The organism is Rhodoferax sp. EU05-FHT12H12 (assembly GCF_058791215.1).
The window spans coordinates 232,619-248,812 of sequence record NZ_JBYTDI010000004.1; the positions used below are offsets into that span (position 1 = coordinate 232,619).

General features: G+C 60.4%; 17 protein-coding genes. 6 read left to right on the top strand and 11 right to left on the bottom strand.

Annotation, left to right across the window (positions count from 1 at the left end; genetic code table 11):
• Positions 1 to 66: 66 nt before the first annotated feature.
• The 11 genes from leuD to AC3WS7_RS13385 form a co-directional block, all read right to left on the bottom strand.
• Entirely contained in the window at positions 67 to 717 is a 651-nt protein-coding gene (gene leuD / locus AC3WS7_RS13335; protein ID WP_492656699.1) for a 3-isopropylmalate dehydratase small subunit, read from the bottom strand.
• A complete protein-coding gene (locus tag AC3WS7_RS13340) occupies positions 714 to 842 on the bottom strand; it encodes an entericidin A/B family lipoprotein (RefSeq protein WP_094479754.1) in 129 nt (42 codons plus the stop codon). Before AC3WS7_RS13340 ends, leuD begins: the two co-directional genes overlap by 4 nt.
• 22 nt (positions 843 to 864) lie before the next feature.
• Positions 865 to 2,313 (bottom strand): 3-isopropylmalate dehydratase large subunit, encoded by a 1,449-nt coding sequence (gene leuC, locus AC3WS7_RS13345; protein WP_296470524.1) that lies wholly within the window; start codon positions 2,311 to 2,313, stop codon positions 865 to 867.
• Between the two features lie 33 nt (positions 2,314 to 2,346).
• Entirely contained in the window at positions 2,347 to 3,282 is a 936-nt protein-coding gene (locus tag AC3WS7_RS13350) for a LysR family transcriptional regulator (RefSeq protein ID WP_296470440.1), read from the bottom strand.
• A gap of 239 nt (positions 3,283 to 3,521) precedes the next feature.
• On the bottom strand, positions 3,522 to 4,832 hold the full coding sequence (gltA, locus tag AC3WS7_RS13355; protein ID WP_296470437.1) for a citrate synthase: 1,311 nt from the start codon (positions 4,830 to 4,832) through the stop codon (positions 3,522 to 3,524).
• A 10-nt stretch (positions 4,833 to 4,842) separates the two neighbouring features.
• Entirely contained in the window at positions 4,843 to 5,121 is a 279-nt protein-coding gene (locus AC3WS7_RS13360; RefSeq protein ID WP_492656700.1) for an FAD assembly factor SdhE, read from the bottom strand.
• A 21-nt stretch (positions 5,122 to 5,142) separates the two neighbouring features.
• Positions 5,143 to 5,847 (bottom strand): succinate dehydrogenase iron-sulfur subunit, encoded by a 705-nt coding sequence (locus AC3WS7_RS13365; RefSeq protein ID WP_310341583.1) that lies wholly within the window; start codon positions 5,845 to 5,847, stop codon positions 5,143 to 5,145.
• Between the two features lie 38 nt (positions 5,848 to 5,885).
• Positions 5,886 to 7,676 carry a succinate dehydrogenase flavoprotein subunit gene (gene sdhA, locus AC3WS7_RS13370; protein ID WP_296470434.1) on the bottom strand — a complete coding sequence of 597 codons (1,791 nt, stop codon included), beginning with the start codon at positions 7,674 to 7,676 and terminating at the stop codon, positions 5,886 to 5,888.
• Positions 7,677 to 7,703: 27 nt separating this feature from the next.
• Positions 7,704 to 8,069, bottom strand: a complete 366-nt coding sequence (gene sdhD / locus AC3WS7_RS13375; RefSeq protein ID WP_296470433.1) for a succinate dehydrogenase, hydrophobic membrane anchor protein — start codon at positions 8,067 to 8,069, stop codon at positions 7,704 to 7,706.
• A 23-nt stretch (positions 8,070 to 8,092) separates the two neighbouring features.
• Complete coding sequence (gene sdhC / locus AC3WS7_RS13380; RefSeq protein WP_296470430.1) at positions 8,093 to 8,536, bottom strand: succinate dehydrogenase, cytochrome b556 subunit; 444 nt, start codon at positions 8,534 to 8,536, stop codon at positions 8,093 to 8,095.
• Positions 8,537 to 8,641: 105 nt separating this feature from the next.
• On the bottom strand, positions 8,642 to 9,448 hold the full coding sequence (locus tag AC3WS7_RS13385) for a GntR family transcriptional regulator (RefSeq protein WP_492656701.1): 807 nt from the start codon (positions 9,446 to 9,448) through the stop codon (positions 8,642 to 8,644).
• Positions 9,449 to 9,636: 188 nt separating this feature from the next.
• Between AC3WS7_RS13385 and AC3WS7_RS13390 the strand changes: the two genes are divergently transcribed.
• From AC3WS7_RS13390 to AC3WS7_RS13415, 6 genes are all read left to right on the top strand, one after another.
• A complete protein-coding gene (locus AC3WS7_RS13390) occupies positions 9,637 to 10,626 on the top strand; it encodes a malate dehydrogenase (RefSeq protein WP_296470425.1) in 990 nt (329 codons plus the stop codon).
• Between the two features lie 76 nt (positions 10,627 to 10,702).
• Positions 10,703 to 11,767 (top strand): HpcH/HpaI aldolase/citrate lyase family protein, encoded by a 1,065-nt coding sequence (locus AC3WS7_RS13395; protein ID WP_492656845.1) that lies wholly within the window; start codon positions 10,703 to 10,705, stop codon positions 11,765 to 11,767.
• Positions 11,768 to 11,781: 14 nt separating this feature from the next.
• Positions 11,782 to 12,357: a hypothetical protein gene (locus tag AC3WS7_RS13400; RefSeq protein ID WP_492656702.1), complete on the top strand. Its 576-nt coding sequence runs from the start codon at positions 11,782 to 11,784 to the stop codon at positions 12,355 to 12,357.
• A 65-nt stretch (positions 12,358 to 12,422) separates the two neighbouring features.
• Positions 12,423 to 15,008: a bifunctional aconitate hydratase 2/2-methylisocitrate dehydratase gene (acnB, locus tag AC3WS7_RS13405; RefSeq protein WP_492656703.1), complete on the top strand. Its 2,586-nt coding sequence runs from the start codon at positions 12,423 to 12,425 to the stop codon at positions 15,006 to 15,008.
• A 76-nt stretch (positions 15,009 to 15,084) separates the two neighbouring features.
• Positions 15,085 to 15,453: a DMT family protein gene (locus tag AC3WS7_RS13410; protein ID WP_296470416.1), complete on the top strand. Its 369-nt coding sequence runs from the start codon at positions 15,085 to 15,087 to the stop codon at positions 15,451 to 15,453.
• 93 nt (positions 15,454 to 15,546) lie between these two features.
• Positions 15,547 to 16,194 carry a DUF47 domain-containing protein gene (locus tag AC3WS7_RS13415; protein WP_296470413.1) on the top strand — a complete coding sequence of 216 codons (648 nt, stop codon included), beginning with the start codon at positions 15,547 to 15,549 and terminating at the stop codon, positions 16,192 to 16,194.

Here is a 16,194-nt window from a genome sequence, read left to right on the forward strand (position 1 = left end):
CGTCAGGGTCAGCGCACGTCGCTGCGCGAGTGGGTGGCCCCAAAATGCTTCACTATTGATAGCTGCTCACGCAGTCATGGTGCGGGCTAGCCAAGGTTTTTGTGCCAAACGTTGGGCTTCGAAGGCTTTGATCTTGTCGGCGTGGCGCAAGGTCAGACCAATGTCGTCGAAGCCGTTGAGCAGGCAGTATTTGCGGAAGGCCTGTACGTCAAAGGCAATCTCTTCGCCCTGGGGCTTGACGATCACCTGGCGCTCCAGGTCGATGGTGAGCTGGTAGCCCGGGAAAGCCAGTGCTTCATTGAACAACTGGTCCACCAGCGCTTCGTTCAGCACGATGGGCAGCAGGCCATTCTTGAAGCAGTTGTTGAAAAAGATATCGGCGTAGCTGGGCGCGATGATGGCGCGAAAGCCGTATTGGTCAATCGCCCACGGCGCGTGTTCGCGGCTGGAGCCGCAGCCGAAGTTCTTGCGCGCCAGCAGGATGGAGGCGCCCGCGTAGCGCGGCTGGTTCAGCACAAAGTCGGGGTTGGGTCTGCGGCTGGTGGGGTCCTGGCCGGGAAAGCCGGCGTCCAGGTAGCGCCATTCGTCAAACAGGTTTTGGCCAAAGCCGGTCTTGCGGATGGACTTGAGGAATTGCTTGGGGATGATGGCATCCGTGTCCACGTTCTCGCGGTCCATGGGCGCAACCAGGCCCTTGTGGAGGGTGAATTTGTTCATTTTTTGGCTGCCCCTTCAATTTTTTCGCCGGCCTTCTGGATGTCCTGGCCCATGCCTTTGACGGTATTGCAGGCGGTCAGCAACAACAGGGCCGATGCGCACACAGCGTAAACAATGGTTTTCATGATGGATTCCTCGTGAAGAAGGTCAGGAGAATTTGCGAATGTCGACGAAGTGGCCGTGGATGGCCGCTGCAGCCGCCATGGCTGGGCTCACCAGGTGGGTACGTCCTCCGGCTCCCTGGCGGCCTTCGAAGTTGCGGTTGCTGGTGGAGGCACAGCGCTCGCCAGGTTCCAGGCGGTCTGCGTTCATCGCCAGGCACATGGAGCAACCAGGTTCGCGCCACTCAAAACCGGCAGCCTTGAAAATCTCATGCAGGCCTTCGCGCTCCGCCTGGTCTTTGACCAGGCCGGAGCCGGGCACCACCATGGCCAGCTTGATGTTTTTGGCCACTTTTTGGCCCAGCCGCTTCACCACCGCTGCGGCTTCGCGCATGTCTTCGATGCGGCTGTTGGTGCAGGAGCCAATGAACACCTTGTCGACAAACAGGTCGTCCAATGCCTTGCCGGGTTCCAAACCCATGTAGGTCAAGGCGCGTTCGATGGCGCCGCGCTTGTTGGCGTCTTTTTCCTTGTCGGGATCGGGCACGCGGGCATCAATGCCCAGCACCATTTCGGGCGAAGTGCCCCAGGTGACTTGGGGCACGATCTGGCTGGCATCCAATTCAACGACCGTGTCGAAATGCGCGCCAGCATCGGAATGCAGCGTCTTCCAGAATGCCACGGCCTGGTCCCATTCCACGGCCGCAGCCTCGGGGCTGGCGGCGTTGGCGCCGGGGGCCAGGGGGCGGCCCTTGACGTAATCAATCGTCTTGTCGTCCACGGCCACCAGGCCAGCGCGTGCGCCTGCCTCGATGGCCATGTTGCAGACCGTCATACGGCCTTCCATGCTCAGGGCACGGATGGCAGCGCCGCCGAATTCGATGGTGTAACCGGTGCCGCCTGCGGTACCGATCTTGCCGATGATGGCCAGCACAATATCTTTGGCGGTAATGCCCTGGGCAACCGTGCCATCGACTTTGACCAGCATGTTCTTGGCTTTTTTGGCCAGCAGCGTTTGTGTCGCCATCACATGCTCGACTTCGCTGGTGCCGATGCCATGGGCCAGCGCACCAAAGGCGCCGTGCGTAGACGTATGCGAGTCACCGCAGACCACCGTCATGCCGGGCAGGGTGGCGCCGTTTTCAGGCCCGATGACGTGCACGATGCCCTGGCGTTTGGACAGGAAGGGGAAGAAGGCGGCTGAGCCGAATTCCTTGATGTTGGCATCCAGCGTGGTCACCTGCTCTTTGCTGGTGGGATCGGTGATGCCGTCGTAGCCGAGCTCCCAGCCGGTGGTGGGGGTGTTGTGGTCGGCCGTGGCCACGATAGAGCTGACGCGCCAGACCTTGCGGTTGGCGACACGCAGGCCTTCAAAGGCCTGGGGGCTGGTCACTTCGTGGACCAGGTGGCGGTCGATATAGAGGATGGACGTGCCGTCCTCTTCGGTGTGGACGACGTGGTCGTCCCAAAGTTTGTCGTACAGCGTGCGTGCCACGGTGGTCATAGGTCTTCCTTCAGAACTTCAATTTTAGGTGGCCTTGACCCCTTGCGGCGTCATGGCGGTGAGGTGGTCTACCAGCAGGCGTGCGGTGCGCGGCAGGGTGGAGAAGTCGCGGGCCAGCAGCTCGATACGGCGGTTTGCCCAAGCATCACCCAAGGGCACGGCGGTGAGCTCACCCGTGCTGTGCATCAGCATGAACGCGCGCAGTGGCATCACGCCGACGCCCAGGCCGTTGTGGATCATGCGGCCCATGGCATCCAGCCCTGTCACCTGAATGCGCAGCTTGATGCTCTGGCCCAGTGCGGCCGCGGCCTGGCGCATGGCAACGTAGATGGAGCTGTTGGAGTGCAGGCCAACATGGTCAAAGGCCAGGGTGTCTGCAAACGCGACGGTGTTTTGCGCCGCCAGCACATGGCCGGTGGGCACGATGAGTACGAGCTGGTCCTGCCGGTAGGGCAGGGTCTGCAACTCACCCACGCCATCCGCTGTGTTGCACACCCCAAAGTCGGCCGCCCCCTCCTGCACAGCGCGAATCACTTCGCTGCTCAGATGCTCTTCCAGGTCAATCTTGATGCCCTGGTGCGCACGCACGAAGGCGCCCAGGTCTTCGGGCAGAAACTGCACGGTGGCCGAAATGCTGGCATGCACCCGCACCTGGCCGCGCGCGCCGTTGGCGTATTCGGCCAGCTCGGTTTGCATGCGCTCCAGGCTGAACAGCACGCTGCGTGCATGGTGCAACAGGTTTTGCCCGGCGGGCGTGAGGTGTACGCCGCGGGAATGCCGGTGCAGGAGCGCTGTGCCCAGTGCAGCTTCGAGGTCACTGAGCCGTTTGCTCAGCGCGGAGGGCGCAATGAACTCCCGCTCCGCTGCCTTGCCAATGCTGCCCAGCTCGCAGACAGCCACAAACAGCTGGAGCGATGTCAGGTCCAGACGGCGGGCAAGGTTGGGGCTTGAGGGGGGCATGGGTTAGGTGGCATCGCCATTTGCGATGTAATTGGTATATTTTCTTACGTAAATGGCAGCTTTGACATCGTGCTTTGCGATGTCTTGTGTCGGGGCGTGTTATGGCGAATTTGCTATTAAAAAAGTAGCTGCTTGCGCATATTCCACAAGGGCTAGGGGCCTATTTGGCATAAAAAAACCCCGCTGCCAGGGATGGCGGCGGGGTTGATGTCTTGGGCAGCCGTCAGGGCTGCCAGCAATCAACGTTGGCCAATAGGCTGCACGTCGCGCTTCACCGAGCCGGTGAAGAGCTGACGGGGACGGCCGATCTTGTACTCGGGGTCGCCAATCATCTCGTTCAACTGGGCGATCCAGCCCACGGTGCGGGCCAGCGCGAAGATGGCGGTGAACAGGCTCACGGGGATGCCGATGGCGCGCTGCACGATGCCGGAGTAGAAGTCCACGTTGGGGTAGAGCTTGCGCTGGACGAAGTAGTCGTCTTCCAGGGCAATCTTTTCCAGGGCCATGGCCAGCTTGAACAGCGGGTCGTTTTCCAGGCCCAGGGCGGTCAACACTTCCTTGCAAGTCTCTTGCATGAGTTTGGCGCGGGGGTCGTAGTTCTTGTACACGCGGTGGCCAAAGCCCATCAGCTTGACGCCAGAGCTCTTGTCTTTCACCTGGTTCATGAATTCGCCGACCTTGCTGATGCCACCCATCTTCTGGATGTCTTCCAGCATGTTCAGGCAGGCTTCGTTGGCGCCACCGTGGGAAGGGCCCCACAGGCAGGCCACACCAGCCGCAATGGCTGCAAATGGGTTGGTGCCAGACGAACCGCACAGGCGCACGGTGGAGGTGGAGGCGTTTTGCTCGTGGTCAGCGTGCAGGATGAAGATGCGGTCCAGCGCACGTTCGATCACGGGGTTAACCTTGTACTCTTCGCACGGGGTGGCAAACATCATGTGCAAGAAGTTGCCGGCGTAGCTCAGGTCGTTCTTGGGGTACATGAAGGGCTGGCCAGCGCTGTACTTGTAGGCCATGGCGACCAGCGTGGGCATCTTGGCAATCAGGCGGATGGCCGAGATTTCGCGGTGCTCGGGGTTATTGATGTCGGTGCTGTCGTGGTAGAAGGCCGACATGGCACCCACCAGGCCGGTCATGATGGCCATGGGGTGGGCATCGCGGCGGAAGCCACGCAGGAAAAACTGCATCTGCTCGTTGACCATGGTGTGGTTGGTCACGCGCTTGGTGAAGTCGGCCTTGCCGGCAGCGTTGGGCAGGTTGCCGTACAGCAGCAGGTGGCAGGTTTCCATGAAGTCGCAGTTGGTGGCCAACTGCTCAATCGGGTAACCGCGGTACAGCAATTCACCCTTGTCGCCATCGATATAGGTGATGGCAGACTGGCAGGATGCAGTCGACAAAAAGCCCGGGTCGTAGGTGAACATGCCGGTTTGTGCGTAGAGCTTGCGGATGTCCACGACATCGGGGCCTACATTGCCTTGGTACACCGGCAGGTCGACGCTGGGGCTGCCGTTACTGAACGACAGGGTGGCTTTGTTGTCAGCTAGTTTCATCTTTCGCCTTTCAGAGAGGTTCTCTCAACATTTTTAAAACTTCGTGCACGTCCGCGCGGTCCAATTGGGCGTCTACCTGGGCCAGCGACTTGCGTGCCAAGTGCACGTCCAACAAGTCGTTGTCGCTCAGATCCATCAGCGCACCCAATGCATCAGCCTGGCCCACCGTCAGGGTGGTGCTGAAGCGCAGGAAGAAGCGCTCAATGAAAAGGTCGTTCTCCAGCAGGCCACGGCGGCATCGCCACTGCAGCTTGCTCAGGGCCCGTTCGTCAATCAGTGCTTCGCTCACGTGCGGTTCACCGGGTAAAGGTCAGACGGTCCGAAGGACCATCATTTCCTTGATCTTGCCAATCGCCTTGGTGGGGTTCAAGCCCTTGGGACAGACGTCCACGCAGTTCATGATGGTGTGGCAGCGGAACAGGCGGTACGGGTCTTCCAGATTGTCCAGGCGCTCGCCGGTGGCCTGGTCACGGCTGTCCGCAATGAAGCGGTAGGCCTGCAGCAAACCGGCAGGGCCCACGAACTTGTCGGGGTTCCACCAGAAGCTGGGGCAGGAGGTGGAGCAGCTCGCGCACAAAATGCATTCGTACAGGCCGTTGAGCTCTTCACGCTCTTCGGGGGACTGCAGACGTTCTTTCTCGGGCGGTACGGTGTCGTTGATCAGGTAGGGCTTGATCGAGTTGTACTGCTTGAAGAAGTCGGTCATGTCGACGATCAGATCGCGGATGACCGGCAGGCCGGGCAGGGGCTTCAAGACGATCTTGCCGGGCAAGGTCAGCATGTTGGTCAGGCAGGCCAGGCCGTTCTTGCCGTTGATGTTCATGGCGTCGGAGCCACACACACCTTCGCGGCAGGAGCGGCGGAAGGAGATGGTCGGGTCCACCGCCTTGAGCTTCATCAGGGCGTCGAGCAGCATGCGCTCATGACCATCGAGTTCAACCTCGATGTCTTGCATGTAAGGCTTGGCGTCCTTGTCCGGATCGTAGCGGTAGATGGAAAAAGTGCGTTTGGTCATTGTCTGTATCTCGCTGTAAGTCGCTGAAGGGCTACGGTTTAGAACGTACGGACTTTGAGTTCGACGGAGTCTACGGTCAGTGGTTTCATTTGCACTGGCTTGTAGGAGAGGCGGTTGCCTTCGCTGTACCACAGCGTGTGCTTGTGCCACTCTTTGTCGTTGCGGCCGTTGGGGTGCTCGGCGCTGTCTGAGTAGTCGTCCACGGTGTGGGCGCCGCGGCTTTCATGGCGTGCAGCGGCCGACACGATGGTGGCCTGTGCAGCTTCAATCAGGTTCTCGACTTCCAGCGCTTCGATGCGCGCGGTGTTGAACACCTTGGACTTGTCCTTGAGGTTGATGGCGTTGACACGCTCGCGCAGGGCGGCGATTTTGACCACGCCTTCGTCCATGCTCTTTTGCGTGCGGAACACGCCAGCGTGTTGCTGCATGGAAGCGCGCATGTCGTTGGCCACATCCTGGGCGTATTCGCCGTTGGTCGCATTGTCCAGACGGGAAACGCGCGCCAGGGTGCGGTCTGCCGCGTCCTTGGGCAGTTCCTTGTGGGCTTTGCTGGTTTTGATGTAGTTGACGATATGGTTGCCGGCCGCGCGGCCAAACACCAGCAAGTCCAGCAGGGAGTTGGTACCCAGGCGGTTGGCGCCGTGCACCGATACGCAGGAACATTCACCCACGGCGTAGAGGCCGTTGACCACCTGGTTGTGCACGTCGCCGTTTTGCACCACCACTTGGCCATTGATGTTGGTGGGAATGCCGCCCATCTGGTAGTGGATGGTGGGCACCACGGGGATGGGTTCCTTGGTGATATCGACGTTGGCGAAGTTGACGCCGATTTCGTACACCGAAGGCAGGCGCTTGTGGATGGTGTCGGCACCCAGGTGGTCCAACTTCAGCAGCACGTAGTCCTTGTTCGGACCGCAGCCACGGCCTTCCTTGATTTCCTGGTCCATGGAGCGGGACACGAAGTCACGTGGGGCCAGATCTTTCAGCGTGGGCGCATAACGTTCCATGAAACGTTCGCCATTGCTGTTGAGCAAAATTGCGCCTTCGCCGCGGCAGCCTTCGGTCAGCAGCACGCCGGCACCGGCCACGCCGGTGGGGTGGAACTGCCAGAATTCCATGTCTTCCAGCGGGATGCCGGCGCGTGCCGCCATGCCCAGGCCGTCACCGGTGTTGATGAAGGCATTGGTGGAGGCCGCAAAAATGCGGCCAGCGCCACCGGTGGCCAGCAGCGTGGTTTTGGCTTCCAGAATGTGGATGTCGCCGGTTTCCATTTCCAGCGCGGTTACGCCGACCACATCACCTTCGGCGTCACGGATCAGGTCGAGCGCCATCCACTCCACAAAGAAGCTGGTCTTGGCTGCGACGTTTTGCTGGTACAGGGTGTGCAGCATGGCGTGGCCGGTGCGGTCCGCTGCGGCGCAGGCGCGTTCTACGGCTTTTTCGCCATAGTTGGCAGTGTGGCCGCCGAACGGACGCTGGTAAATCGTGCCATCGGGATTGCGGTCGAACGGCATGCCCATGTGCTCCAGGTCGTAGACGACCTTGGGCGCTTCACGGCACATGAATTCGATGGCGTCCTGGTCGCCCAGCCAGTCGGAACCCTTGACGGTGTCGTAGAAGTGGTAGTGCCAGTTGTCGTCGTTCATGTTGCCCAGGGAGGCACCGATGCCGCCTTGCGCTGCCACGGTGTGCGAGCGGGTGGGAAACACTTTGGAGAGCACAGCGACGTTCAGACCGGCGCGGGCCAGCTGGAGGGACGCGCGCATGCCGGAGCCACCGGCGCCGACGATAACAACGTCAAATTTGCGTTTGGAAACTTGGTAGGACATGAATGGATTGCCTGTTATGAAGGGGGATCAGAGACGCCACAGGACCTGGATGGCCCAGCCGGCGCAGCCGACGAGCCAGACAATGGAGAACACCTGCAGGGACAGGCGGATGGAGACGGGTTTGATGTAGTCCATCCAGATATCGCGGATGCCAACCCAGACGTGGTAGAGCATGGCCAGGATGACGGAGAAGGTCAGAACCTTCATCCACTGGGAGGAGAAGATGCCTGCCCATGTGTCGTAACCAATGGGGCCCGCTGTGAACAGCACCTGCACCAGCACCAGCAGGGTGAAGAGAGCCATCAAGACGGCGGTGACGCGCTGCGCCAACCAGTCCCGCAAGCCATAGTGCGCGCCAACGACGACACGCTTGGAACCGTAATTCACTGCCATTTTGTGATTTCCTTTTTTGTTGTTTAGTAGAGGCCAAACAGCTTGGCGGCCAAGACCAGCGTGAGGACTGTGCCCAGGCTGAGCGTGACGATCGCTGAAGAGCGCCCGAACTCTTTGCTTACTGCGTGGTTGACATCCATCCACACGTGGCGCATGCCCGCGATGAAATGGTGCAAATAGGCCCAGATGATGGCCAGGGCGATCAGCTTGAAGAACCAGCCAGGTACGAAGCCCACGCCCACGTTGAATACGCTGGTGAACTTGGCGAACGAGATTTCCGAGGAAATGGAAGTGTCGAACATCCAGATGATGAAAGGCATCAGGATGAACATGATGGCGCCGCTGATGCGATGCAGGATGGACACCCAGCCTGCAGGGGGCAGACGGTAGGTGGGCAGATCTGACAGGGCGTTGATGTTGCGAAATTCGGGCCGAGGGCGTTTACTTGCGGAGGCGAGCTCAGTCATGGATGGGCTTTCTTGTGGTGGTAACTGGTTTGTAATTTTGGCGCTGCCAGCCAAAATTCTATTGCACCGCACCAATCTGACATTGGTCTTGCACGGTGGGAGGGGTCAATTTAGCGCATTTCGATAGTAGTGTGTGTCGGTCAGGTACAGGCCGCGGCGCATCTCCATGGGGGTGTCGTTGTAGGTATAAGCCGTGCGCTCCACGCTGAGTAGCGGCGTCTGTGCCGTTGTGTGCAGCAGCTTGCATTGGTCCGCGTCCGGCAGTACGGCGCGAATTTTCTCTTCGGCGCGCACCATGCGCACGCCAAACTCGGTTTCAAACAGGGCGTACATCGGCCCGTCGTAGCCTGCAAGGCGTTCTGCCGTCAGCCCTTTGAAAGGGGTGCCGGGCAACCACAGGTCTTCCAGAATCGTGGGCACGCCGGCAAACGACAACACACGCCGTACTTGCAGCACGGCATCGGCCGGGCGAAGTGCCAATGCGCGCGCCACTTCGGCCGAGGCACGCAGGCGTTTGCAATCGATGATTTTGCGCTGGGCCGGGCCTTCGCTATTGGGGTCACCGTTGTCAGGAAACAGCTTGAGAAAGCGGTACTGCACATGGTGCTCGGCATGGGTGGCCACAAAGGTGCCTTTGCCCTGGCGGCGCACCAGCAGGTTTTCAGCGGCCAGTTCGTCGATGGCCTTGCGCACCGTACCCTGGCTGACCTTGAAGCGGGCGGCCAGTTCCAATTCGCTGGGGATGGCGGCGCTGGGCTTCCATTCGCCGCTCTGCAGGCTTTGCAGCATCAGCACCTTGATCTGTTGGTACAGAGGGCTGAATGCCGGGGTGACGGAGGGGCTGCCGACCGCGCCCGTTGCGGCATCTGCGGGGGCCGCGTTGTCGCTCGAAGTGGGGGGAATTGCGGCCATGGTGAGAAGGGTTGCGTCAGCTGCGAGTCAGTCTCGAAATTATGTCCAATCATATCTTATATAAGACATAAGACAAATTGACGCAGCGCAGAAATCGGGGGTAAACTCCCGCGCATTCTGCAGCGCAATACGGATTGCGAAATGCGCTGGTCCCACGCCGTTTTCCCAACACTTCCTGGAGTTTTACCATGAGCAAGAAACCCGTCCGCGTTGCCGTTACCGGCGCAGCAGGCCAAATTGGATACGCCATTCTGTTCCGCATCGCCTCTGGCGAAATGCTGGGCAAGGACCAGCCCGTCATCCTGAGCCTGCTGGAAGTGCCGGTTGAGAAAGCCCAGCAAGCCCTGCAAGGCGTGATCATGGAGCTGCAAGACTGCGCATTTCCCCTGCTGGTGGGTATTGAAGCGCACAGCGATCCTTTGGCCGCGTTCAAGGATGTGGACTACGCACTGCTGATCGGTTCGCGCCCCCGCGGCCCCGGCATGGAACGCGCCGAGCTGCTGGCCGTGAACGCCGAAATCTTCACTGCACAAGGCAAGGCGCTGAATGCCGTGGCCAGCCGTAATGTGAAGGTGCTGGTGGTGGGCAACCCCGCCAACACCAACGCCTACATCGCCATGAAGAGTGCGCCCGACCTGCCACGCAAAAACTTCACCGCCATGCTGCGTCTGGACCATAACCGTGCCCTGAGCCAGCTCGCCGCCAAGACTGGCAAGGCCGTGGCCGATATCGAAAAAATGACCGTGTGGGGCAACCACTCTCCCACCATGTACGCCGACTACCGCTTCGCCACCATCAACGGTGAAAGCGTGAAGGCCATGATCAACGACGAAGTCTGGAACAAAGACACCTTCCTGCCCACCGTGGGCAAGCGTGGCGCTGCCATCATTGCTGCACGTGGCGTGTCGTCCGCTGCCTCCGCTGCCAACGCTGCCATCGACCACATGCGTGATTGGGCCCTGGGCACCAATGGCAAGTGGGTCACGATGGGCATTCCTTCGGATGGCCAGTACGGCATTCCCAAGGACACCATGTTCGGCTTTGCCGTGACTTGTGAAGGTGGCGAGTACAAGCTGGTCGAAGGTCTGGACGTTGACGCGTTCTCGCAAGAGCGCATCAACGTGACGCTCAAAGAGCTGCAAGAAGAGCAAGCTGGCGTTGCCCATCTGCTGAAGTAAAGCAGGGCTGACCGTGCGCAGCGCTGGGCTCCCCCAAGCAAGCACCGCCACCTTGGCGGGCAGCGCAGCACACGCAATGGCAAGCGCGGGGGCTCAACACCCCCGCGACGTTCTTCTCGGTGCCCAGGGCGCAGCAGGTGTATTGCCTGTCTGCGACCACTACAGCGGTGTCGAAGCACGGATGGTCAAAAGCCTGCAACTGCAGGCCGAAATGACCGAGGAGTTCGGGGCGTGCGTCTTTGATGTGACCCTGGACTGTGAGGATGGTGCCCCTGTGGGAGGGGAAGATGACCATGCAAATATGGTCGTAGCCCTCGCCAATGCTGCGCAAGCAGCTCCTAATTTAATAGCAAGAGGCCTGCGCCGCCGCATCGGGGTACGGGTGCATGCGGTCGACCATGCGGAGTTTGCGGCCGATGTGCACACTGTCGTGGGCCTGGCCGGGGCTTCACTGAGCTACCTCATGGTGCCCAAGGTGGAGTCGGTATGGGACGTGGATCGGGCCGTTGCCGCGATGGATGCGGCCACGGCGTCGGGCGTCGCGCGGCTGCCCTTGCATGTGCTGATTGAGTCGCCCGCTGCCGTGCACCGCGCCTTTGAGATTGCGGGCCACCCGCGCGTGCAGTCCATCAGCTTTGGGCTCATGGATTTTGTTTCCAGCCATGGCGGTGCCATCCCGTCGTCGGCTATGGGCGTTCGCTCGGTAGACGACAGCTCCACGCTGGACCAGTTTCACCACCCGCTGGTGCTGCGTGCCAAAGTGGACATTGCCAGTGCCTGCCACGCCTACGGCAAGGTGCCGTCCCATTGTGTGGTGACCGAGTTCAAGGATAAAGCCGCCTTGCAGCGCGCAGCATGCACCGCGTCGCTTGCCCTGGGGTACACCCGCATGTGGAGCATCCACCCGGACCAGATTCGCCCCATCGTGGAGGCCCTTGCGCCCGATGCAGAGGAGGTGGCCCTGGCCGCACACATCGTGCAAGAAGCGCAGCGTGCGGAGTGGGCGCCGATATCCGTGGATGGCAAGCTGCATGACCGGGCCAGCTACCGCTATTTCTGGCAGGTGCTGGAACGTGCGCACCAGACCGGGCGTGCGCTGCCACCCGCCGTGCTTTCGTATTTTTCACCCGGTTTGCATTGACGCAGGAGTCCTGTATGTTGAAGTCATTGGTCTTGGGTTTGATGGCAGCAGGCATGTGCTGCGGCGCTGCGCAGGCGGCAGAGCCTCTCCCGAAGCGCAGCAAGCCGTCGGTGAAAGCCAAGCTTGCCCGCCAGTTGCCCCCTGTTGCAGCGGTGCAGTCCGCGGAGCCACAGCTTGCCCTGTCGGCTGAACATTTGGCGGTGGCCCAGCGCGTAGTGCTGGGGTCGGTGCCTTGTGAGTTGGGCGCGCACGTAGTCGTTTCCGCACACCAGACGGTGCCAGGCCGCTTTGTGCTGGAGCACGGGCGGCAGAAATTCCACATGGCGCCCGTGTTGACGAGCACTGGCGCGATCCGCCTGGAAGACGCGGCCAGCGGCGCCGTGTGGCTGCAACTGGCCAACAAGTCCATGTTGATGGACCAAAAGCAGGGCCGACGCCTGGCCGATGCCTGCATGAATGCCGAGCAGGTGGTGGTGGCGGACGCGATGGCGCGCTCACCGGCCCCTAATTTGCTTGAACCCCTGCCGTCTGCAGTCGTTGCCAAACCTGCCGATCCCCAGTCCGGTCTGGTTCAGACTGCTACTAATTAAATAGCTGTCCGCGCATATTCCATAAGGGCTGGCGCGGTATTTTATTGTTACTGAAGGAGAAGATGATGTTAAAAGCCTACCTTGACCATGTGGCCGAACGCGCCGCGCTGGGCATCCCCCCACTGCCCCTGTCTGCCAAGCAGACTGGCGAGTTGATTGAGCTGCTGAAGAACCCGCCCGCGGGCGAAGAGGCGACTCTGGTGGACCTGATTACCCACCGCGTGCCCGCCGGTGTGGACGATGCCGCCAAGGTCAAGGCCAGTTACCTGGCTGCTGTAGCCCACGGCACCGAGAAGTGTGCACTGATCAGCCGCGCCCGCGCCACCGAGCTGCTGGGCACCATGCTGGGTGGCTACAACATCAGCCCCATGGTCGACCTGCTGGACGACGCCGCAGTGGCTGCCGAGGCCGCCGAAGGCCTGAAGAAAACCCTGTTGATGTTTGACCAGTTCCATGACGTCAAGGAAAAGGCCGACAAAGGCAACACCTTCGCCAAAGCCGTGCTGCAAAGCTGGGCTGATGCCGAGTGGTTCACCAGCCGCCCCGAAGTGCCCCAGTCCATCACCGTCACCATCCTGAAGGTGACCGGCGAGACCAACACCGACGACCTGTCGCCCGCGCCCGACGCCTGGAGCCGCCCCGACATCCCGCTGCACGCTTTGGCCATGCTGAAGAACAAGCGCGACGGCATCACCCCCGAGGAAGATGGCAAGCGCGGCCCGGTCAAGTTCATCGAAGACCTGCGCGCACGTGGCAACCTGGTGGCCTATGTGGGTGACGTGGTCGGTACCGGCTCCTCCCGCAAGTCCGCCACCAACTCCGTGTTGTGGTTCACCGGTGAAGACATTCCCTACGTGCCCAACAAGCGTTTCGGCGGAGTCTGCCTGGGCACCAAAATTGCCCCCATCTTCTACAACACCATGGAAGATGCTGGCGCTTTGCCCATCGAGCTGGATGTCAACGCCATGAACATGGGCGATGTGGTCGAACTGCGTCCCTACGACGGCAAGGCGTTCAAGGACGGCAAGGAAATCGCATCCTTCCAGGTCAAGAGCGATGTGCTGTTTGACGAAGTGCGCGCCGGCGGCCGCATTCCCCTGATCATCGGCCGTGGCCTGACCGCCAAAGCCCGTGAAGCCCTGGGCCTGGCTCCCTCGACACTGTTCCGCCTGCCGCAGAACCCGGTAGACACCAAGAAGGGTTTCAGCCTGGCGCAGAAGATGGTTGGCCGTGCCTGCGGTCTGCCCGAAGGCCAGGGCGTGCGCCCCGGTACCTACTGCGAACCCAAGATGACCTCGGTTGGTTCGCAAGACACCACCGGCCCCATGACCCGCGACGAGCTGAAAGACCTGGCTTGCCTGGGCTTTAGCGCCGATCTGGTGATGCAATCCTTCTGCCACACCGCCGCTTACCCCAAGCCCGTGGACGTGAAGATGCACCACGAGCTGCCCGACTTCATCAGCACCCGCGGTGGCATCTCGCTGCGCCCTGGTGATGGCGTGATCCACAGCTGGTTGAACCGTTTGTTGTTGCCTGACACCGTGGGCACCGGTGGCGACAGCCACACCCGTTTCCCCATCGGCATCAGCTTCCCCGCTGGCTCCGGTCTGGTGGCATTTGCTGCGGCTACCGGTGTGATGCCTTTGGATATGCCTGAGTCCGTGCTGGTGCGCTTCAAGGGCACGATGCAAAACGGCGTGACTTTGCGTGACCTGGTCAACGCGATCCCGTTGTACGCGATCAAGGCCGGTTTGCTCACCGTCGAGAAGAAGGGCAAGAAGAACATCTTCTCGGGCCGCATTTTGGAAATTGAAGGTCTACCAGACCTGAAGGTGGAGCAGGCATTCGAGCTGTCCGATGCGTCTGCCGAGCGCTCTGCCGCCGGTTGCACCGTGCACCTGAACAAGGAACCCATCATCGAGTACGTCAACAGCAACATCACCATGATGAAGTGGATGATTGCCAATGGCTATTCGGATGCCCGCACGCTGGCCCGCCGCATTGCCGCACAGGAAGCCTGGCTGAAGAACCCCGAGTTGCTCAAGGGCGACGCCGATGCCGAGTACGCTGCCGTCATCGAAATTGACTTGGCCGACATCCATGAGCCTATCGTGGCCTGCCCCAACGACCCGGACGATGTGAAAACATTGGCCGACGTGGCTGGCGCCAAGATCGACGAAGTGTTCATCGGTTCCTGCATGACCAACATCGGCCACTTCCGTGCCGCCTCCAAGCTCATGGAAGGCAAGCGCGATATCCCGGTCAAGCTGTGGATCGCTCCGCCCACGAAGATGGACGCCAAGCAACTGAGTGACGAAGGCCACTACGGCGTGCTGGGTGGTGCTGGTGCACGCATGGAAATGCCAGGCTGCAGCTTGTGCATGGGCAACCAGGCGCAGGTGAAAGAGGGCGCCACCGTGTTCTCCACCTCCACCCGCAACTTCCCCAACCGCTTGGGCAAGAACAGCAATGTGTACCTGGGCTCGGCTGAGTTGGCGGCGATCTGTTCCAAGCTGGGCCGTATCCCCACCAAGGCCGAGTACCTGGCCGACATGGGTGTGCTGACCGCGGCCAGCGACAAGGTGTACCAGTACCTCAACTTCGACAAGATTGAGGACTACACCGAGTCCGCAGCGACCGTGAACGCGTAAGCGCGACGGTTTACCGCGAAAAAGCCCCGCAGTGCAAGCTGCGGGGCTTTTTGCATGGCGCAGGATAATGGCGGCCATGAGTTTTCTGTCCTCCATTCCTCTGTCCTGGCAAACCATCGTGTTGCTGATTGCCAGCAATGTGTTCATGACCTTCGCCTGGTACGGCCATCTGAAAAGTTTGGCGACGGTGCCCTGGTACACCGCAGCGCTGGTGAGTTGGGGCATTGCCCTGTTTGAGTATTTGCTGCAGGTGCCCGCCAATCGGATAGGCTTTCAGCAGGCCGGTTTTTCGGTGGCGCAGCTCAAAATCATGCAGGAGGTCATCACCTTGCTGGTGTTCTTGCCGTTCGCCATGGTCTACCTGAAACAACCCTTCAAAATGGATTTTGTCTGGGCGGGTTTGTGCATGGTAGGCGCTGTGTATTTTATTTTTCGGACCCCTTGAACGCGTCCGATACCGTCGGGTTACGGGCGGTTACACTCCGCGCAGCCCAGTTTTAGTCACAAAACCGACATATTCATTCGTTAGGAGCCAGCCATGCTGTTTGGAAAGTTGTTGCCCCGTGAAGGCAATTTTTTTGAGATGTTCAACCAGCATGCAGACCGCATCGTCGAAGCGGCGCAGGCCTTCTCCAAGTTGGTCGCCAACTACAACGACCTGGACTTGCGTGCCAAGTACAACCAGGAGGTGGACGATGCCGAACGTGCCGCTGACCGCGTGACCCACGAGTGCAACAAGGCGATCCATATCACCTTCATCACCCCCATCGACCGTGAGCAGATCCACTCCCTGATCAATACCATGGACGATGTGGCCGATTTGATCCAGGATTCTGCGGAAACCATGGCGCTGTATGACGTGCGCCACATGACGGAAGAAATCACCCGTCTGACCGATTTGAGCGTCAAGTGCTGTGAGCGCTTGCGCGATGCCGTCAAGTTGTTGGGCCATATTGCCGACCAGAATACGGCCGAAGCGGCCCTGAAGACTTGCGAGGAAATCGACCGGCTGGAGTCCGATGCAGACCGTGTGATGCGGACTGCCATGAGCAAGCTCTTTCGCGAGGAGTCCGATGTGCGCGAGGTGATCAAGCTCAAGGCGATCTACGAATTGTTGGAAACCATTACCGACAAGTGTGAAGATGTAGCCAATGTGATCGAGGGCATCATCCTCGAAAACTCCTGA

Coding starts and splice junctions, on each gene's coding strand:
- leuD (WP_492656699.1), bottom strand. CDS start 717: ATGAACAAATTCACCCTCCACAAGGGCCTGGTTGCGCCCATGGACCGC.
- AC3WS7_RS13340 (WP_094479754.1), bottom strand. CDS start 842: ATGAAAACCATTGTTTACGCTGTGTGCGCATCGGCCCTGTTGTTGCTG.
- AC3WS7_RS13350 (WP_296470440.1), bottom strand. CDS start 3,282: ATGCCCCCCTCAAGCCCCAACCTTGCCCGCCGTCTGGACCTGACATCG.
- gltA (WP_296470437.1), bottom strand. CDS start 4,832: ATGAAACTAGCTGACAACAAAGCCACCCTGTCGTTCAGTAACGGCAGC.
- AC3WS7_RS13365 (WP_310341583.1), bottom strand. CDS start 5,847: ATGACCAAACGCACTTTTTCCATCTACCGCTACGATCCGGACAAGGAC.
- sdhA (WP_296470434.1), bottom strand. CDS start 7,676: ATGTCCTACCAAGTTTCCAAACGCAAATTTGACGTTGTTATCGTCGGC.
- sdhD (WP_296470433.1), bottom strand. CDS start 8,069: ATGGCAGTGAATTACGGTTCCAAGCGTGTCGTCGTTGGCGCGCACTAT.
- sdhC (WP_296470430.1), bottom strand. CDS start 8,536: ATGACTGAGCTCGCCTCCGCAAGTAAACGCCCTCGGCCCGAATTTCGC.
- AC3WS7_RS13385 (WP_492656701.1), bottom strand. CDS start 9,448: ATGGCCGCAATTCCCCCCACTTCGAGCGACAACGCGGCCCCCGCAGAT.
- AC3WS7_RS13390 (WP_296470425.1), top strand. CDS start 9,637: ATGAGCAAGAAACCCGTCCGCGTTGCCGTTACCGGCGCAGCAGGCCAA.
- AC3WS7_RS13395 (WP_492656845.1), top strand. CDS start 10,703: ATGGCAAGCGCGGGGGCTCAACACCCCCGCGACGTTCTTCTCGGTGCC.
- AC3WS7_RS13400 (WP_492656702.1), top strand. CDS start 11,782: ATGTTGAAGTCATTGGTCTTGGGTTTGATGGCAGCAGGCATGTGCTGC.
- acnB (WP_492656703.1), top strand. CDS start 12,423: ATGTTAAAAGCCTACCTTGACCATGTGGCCGAACGCGCCGCGCTGGGC.
- AC3WS7_RS13410 (WP_296470416.1), top strand. CDS start 15,085: ATGAGTTTTCTGTCCTCCATTCCTCTGTCCTGGCAAACCATCGTGTTG.
- AC3WS7_RS13415 (WP_296470413.1), top strand. CDS start 15,547: ATGCTGTTTGGAAAGTTGTTGCCCCGTGAAGGCAATTTTTTTGAGATG.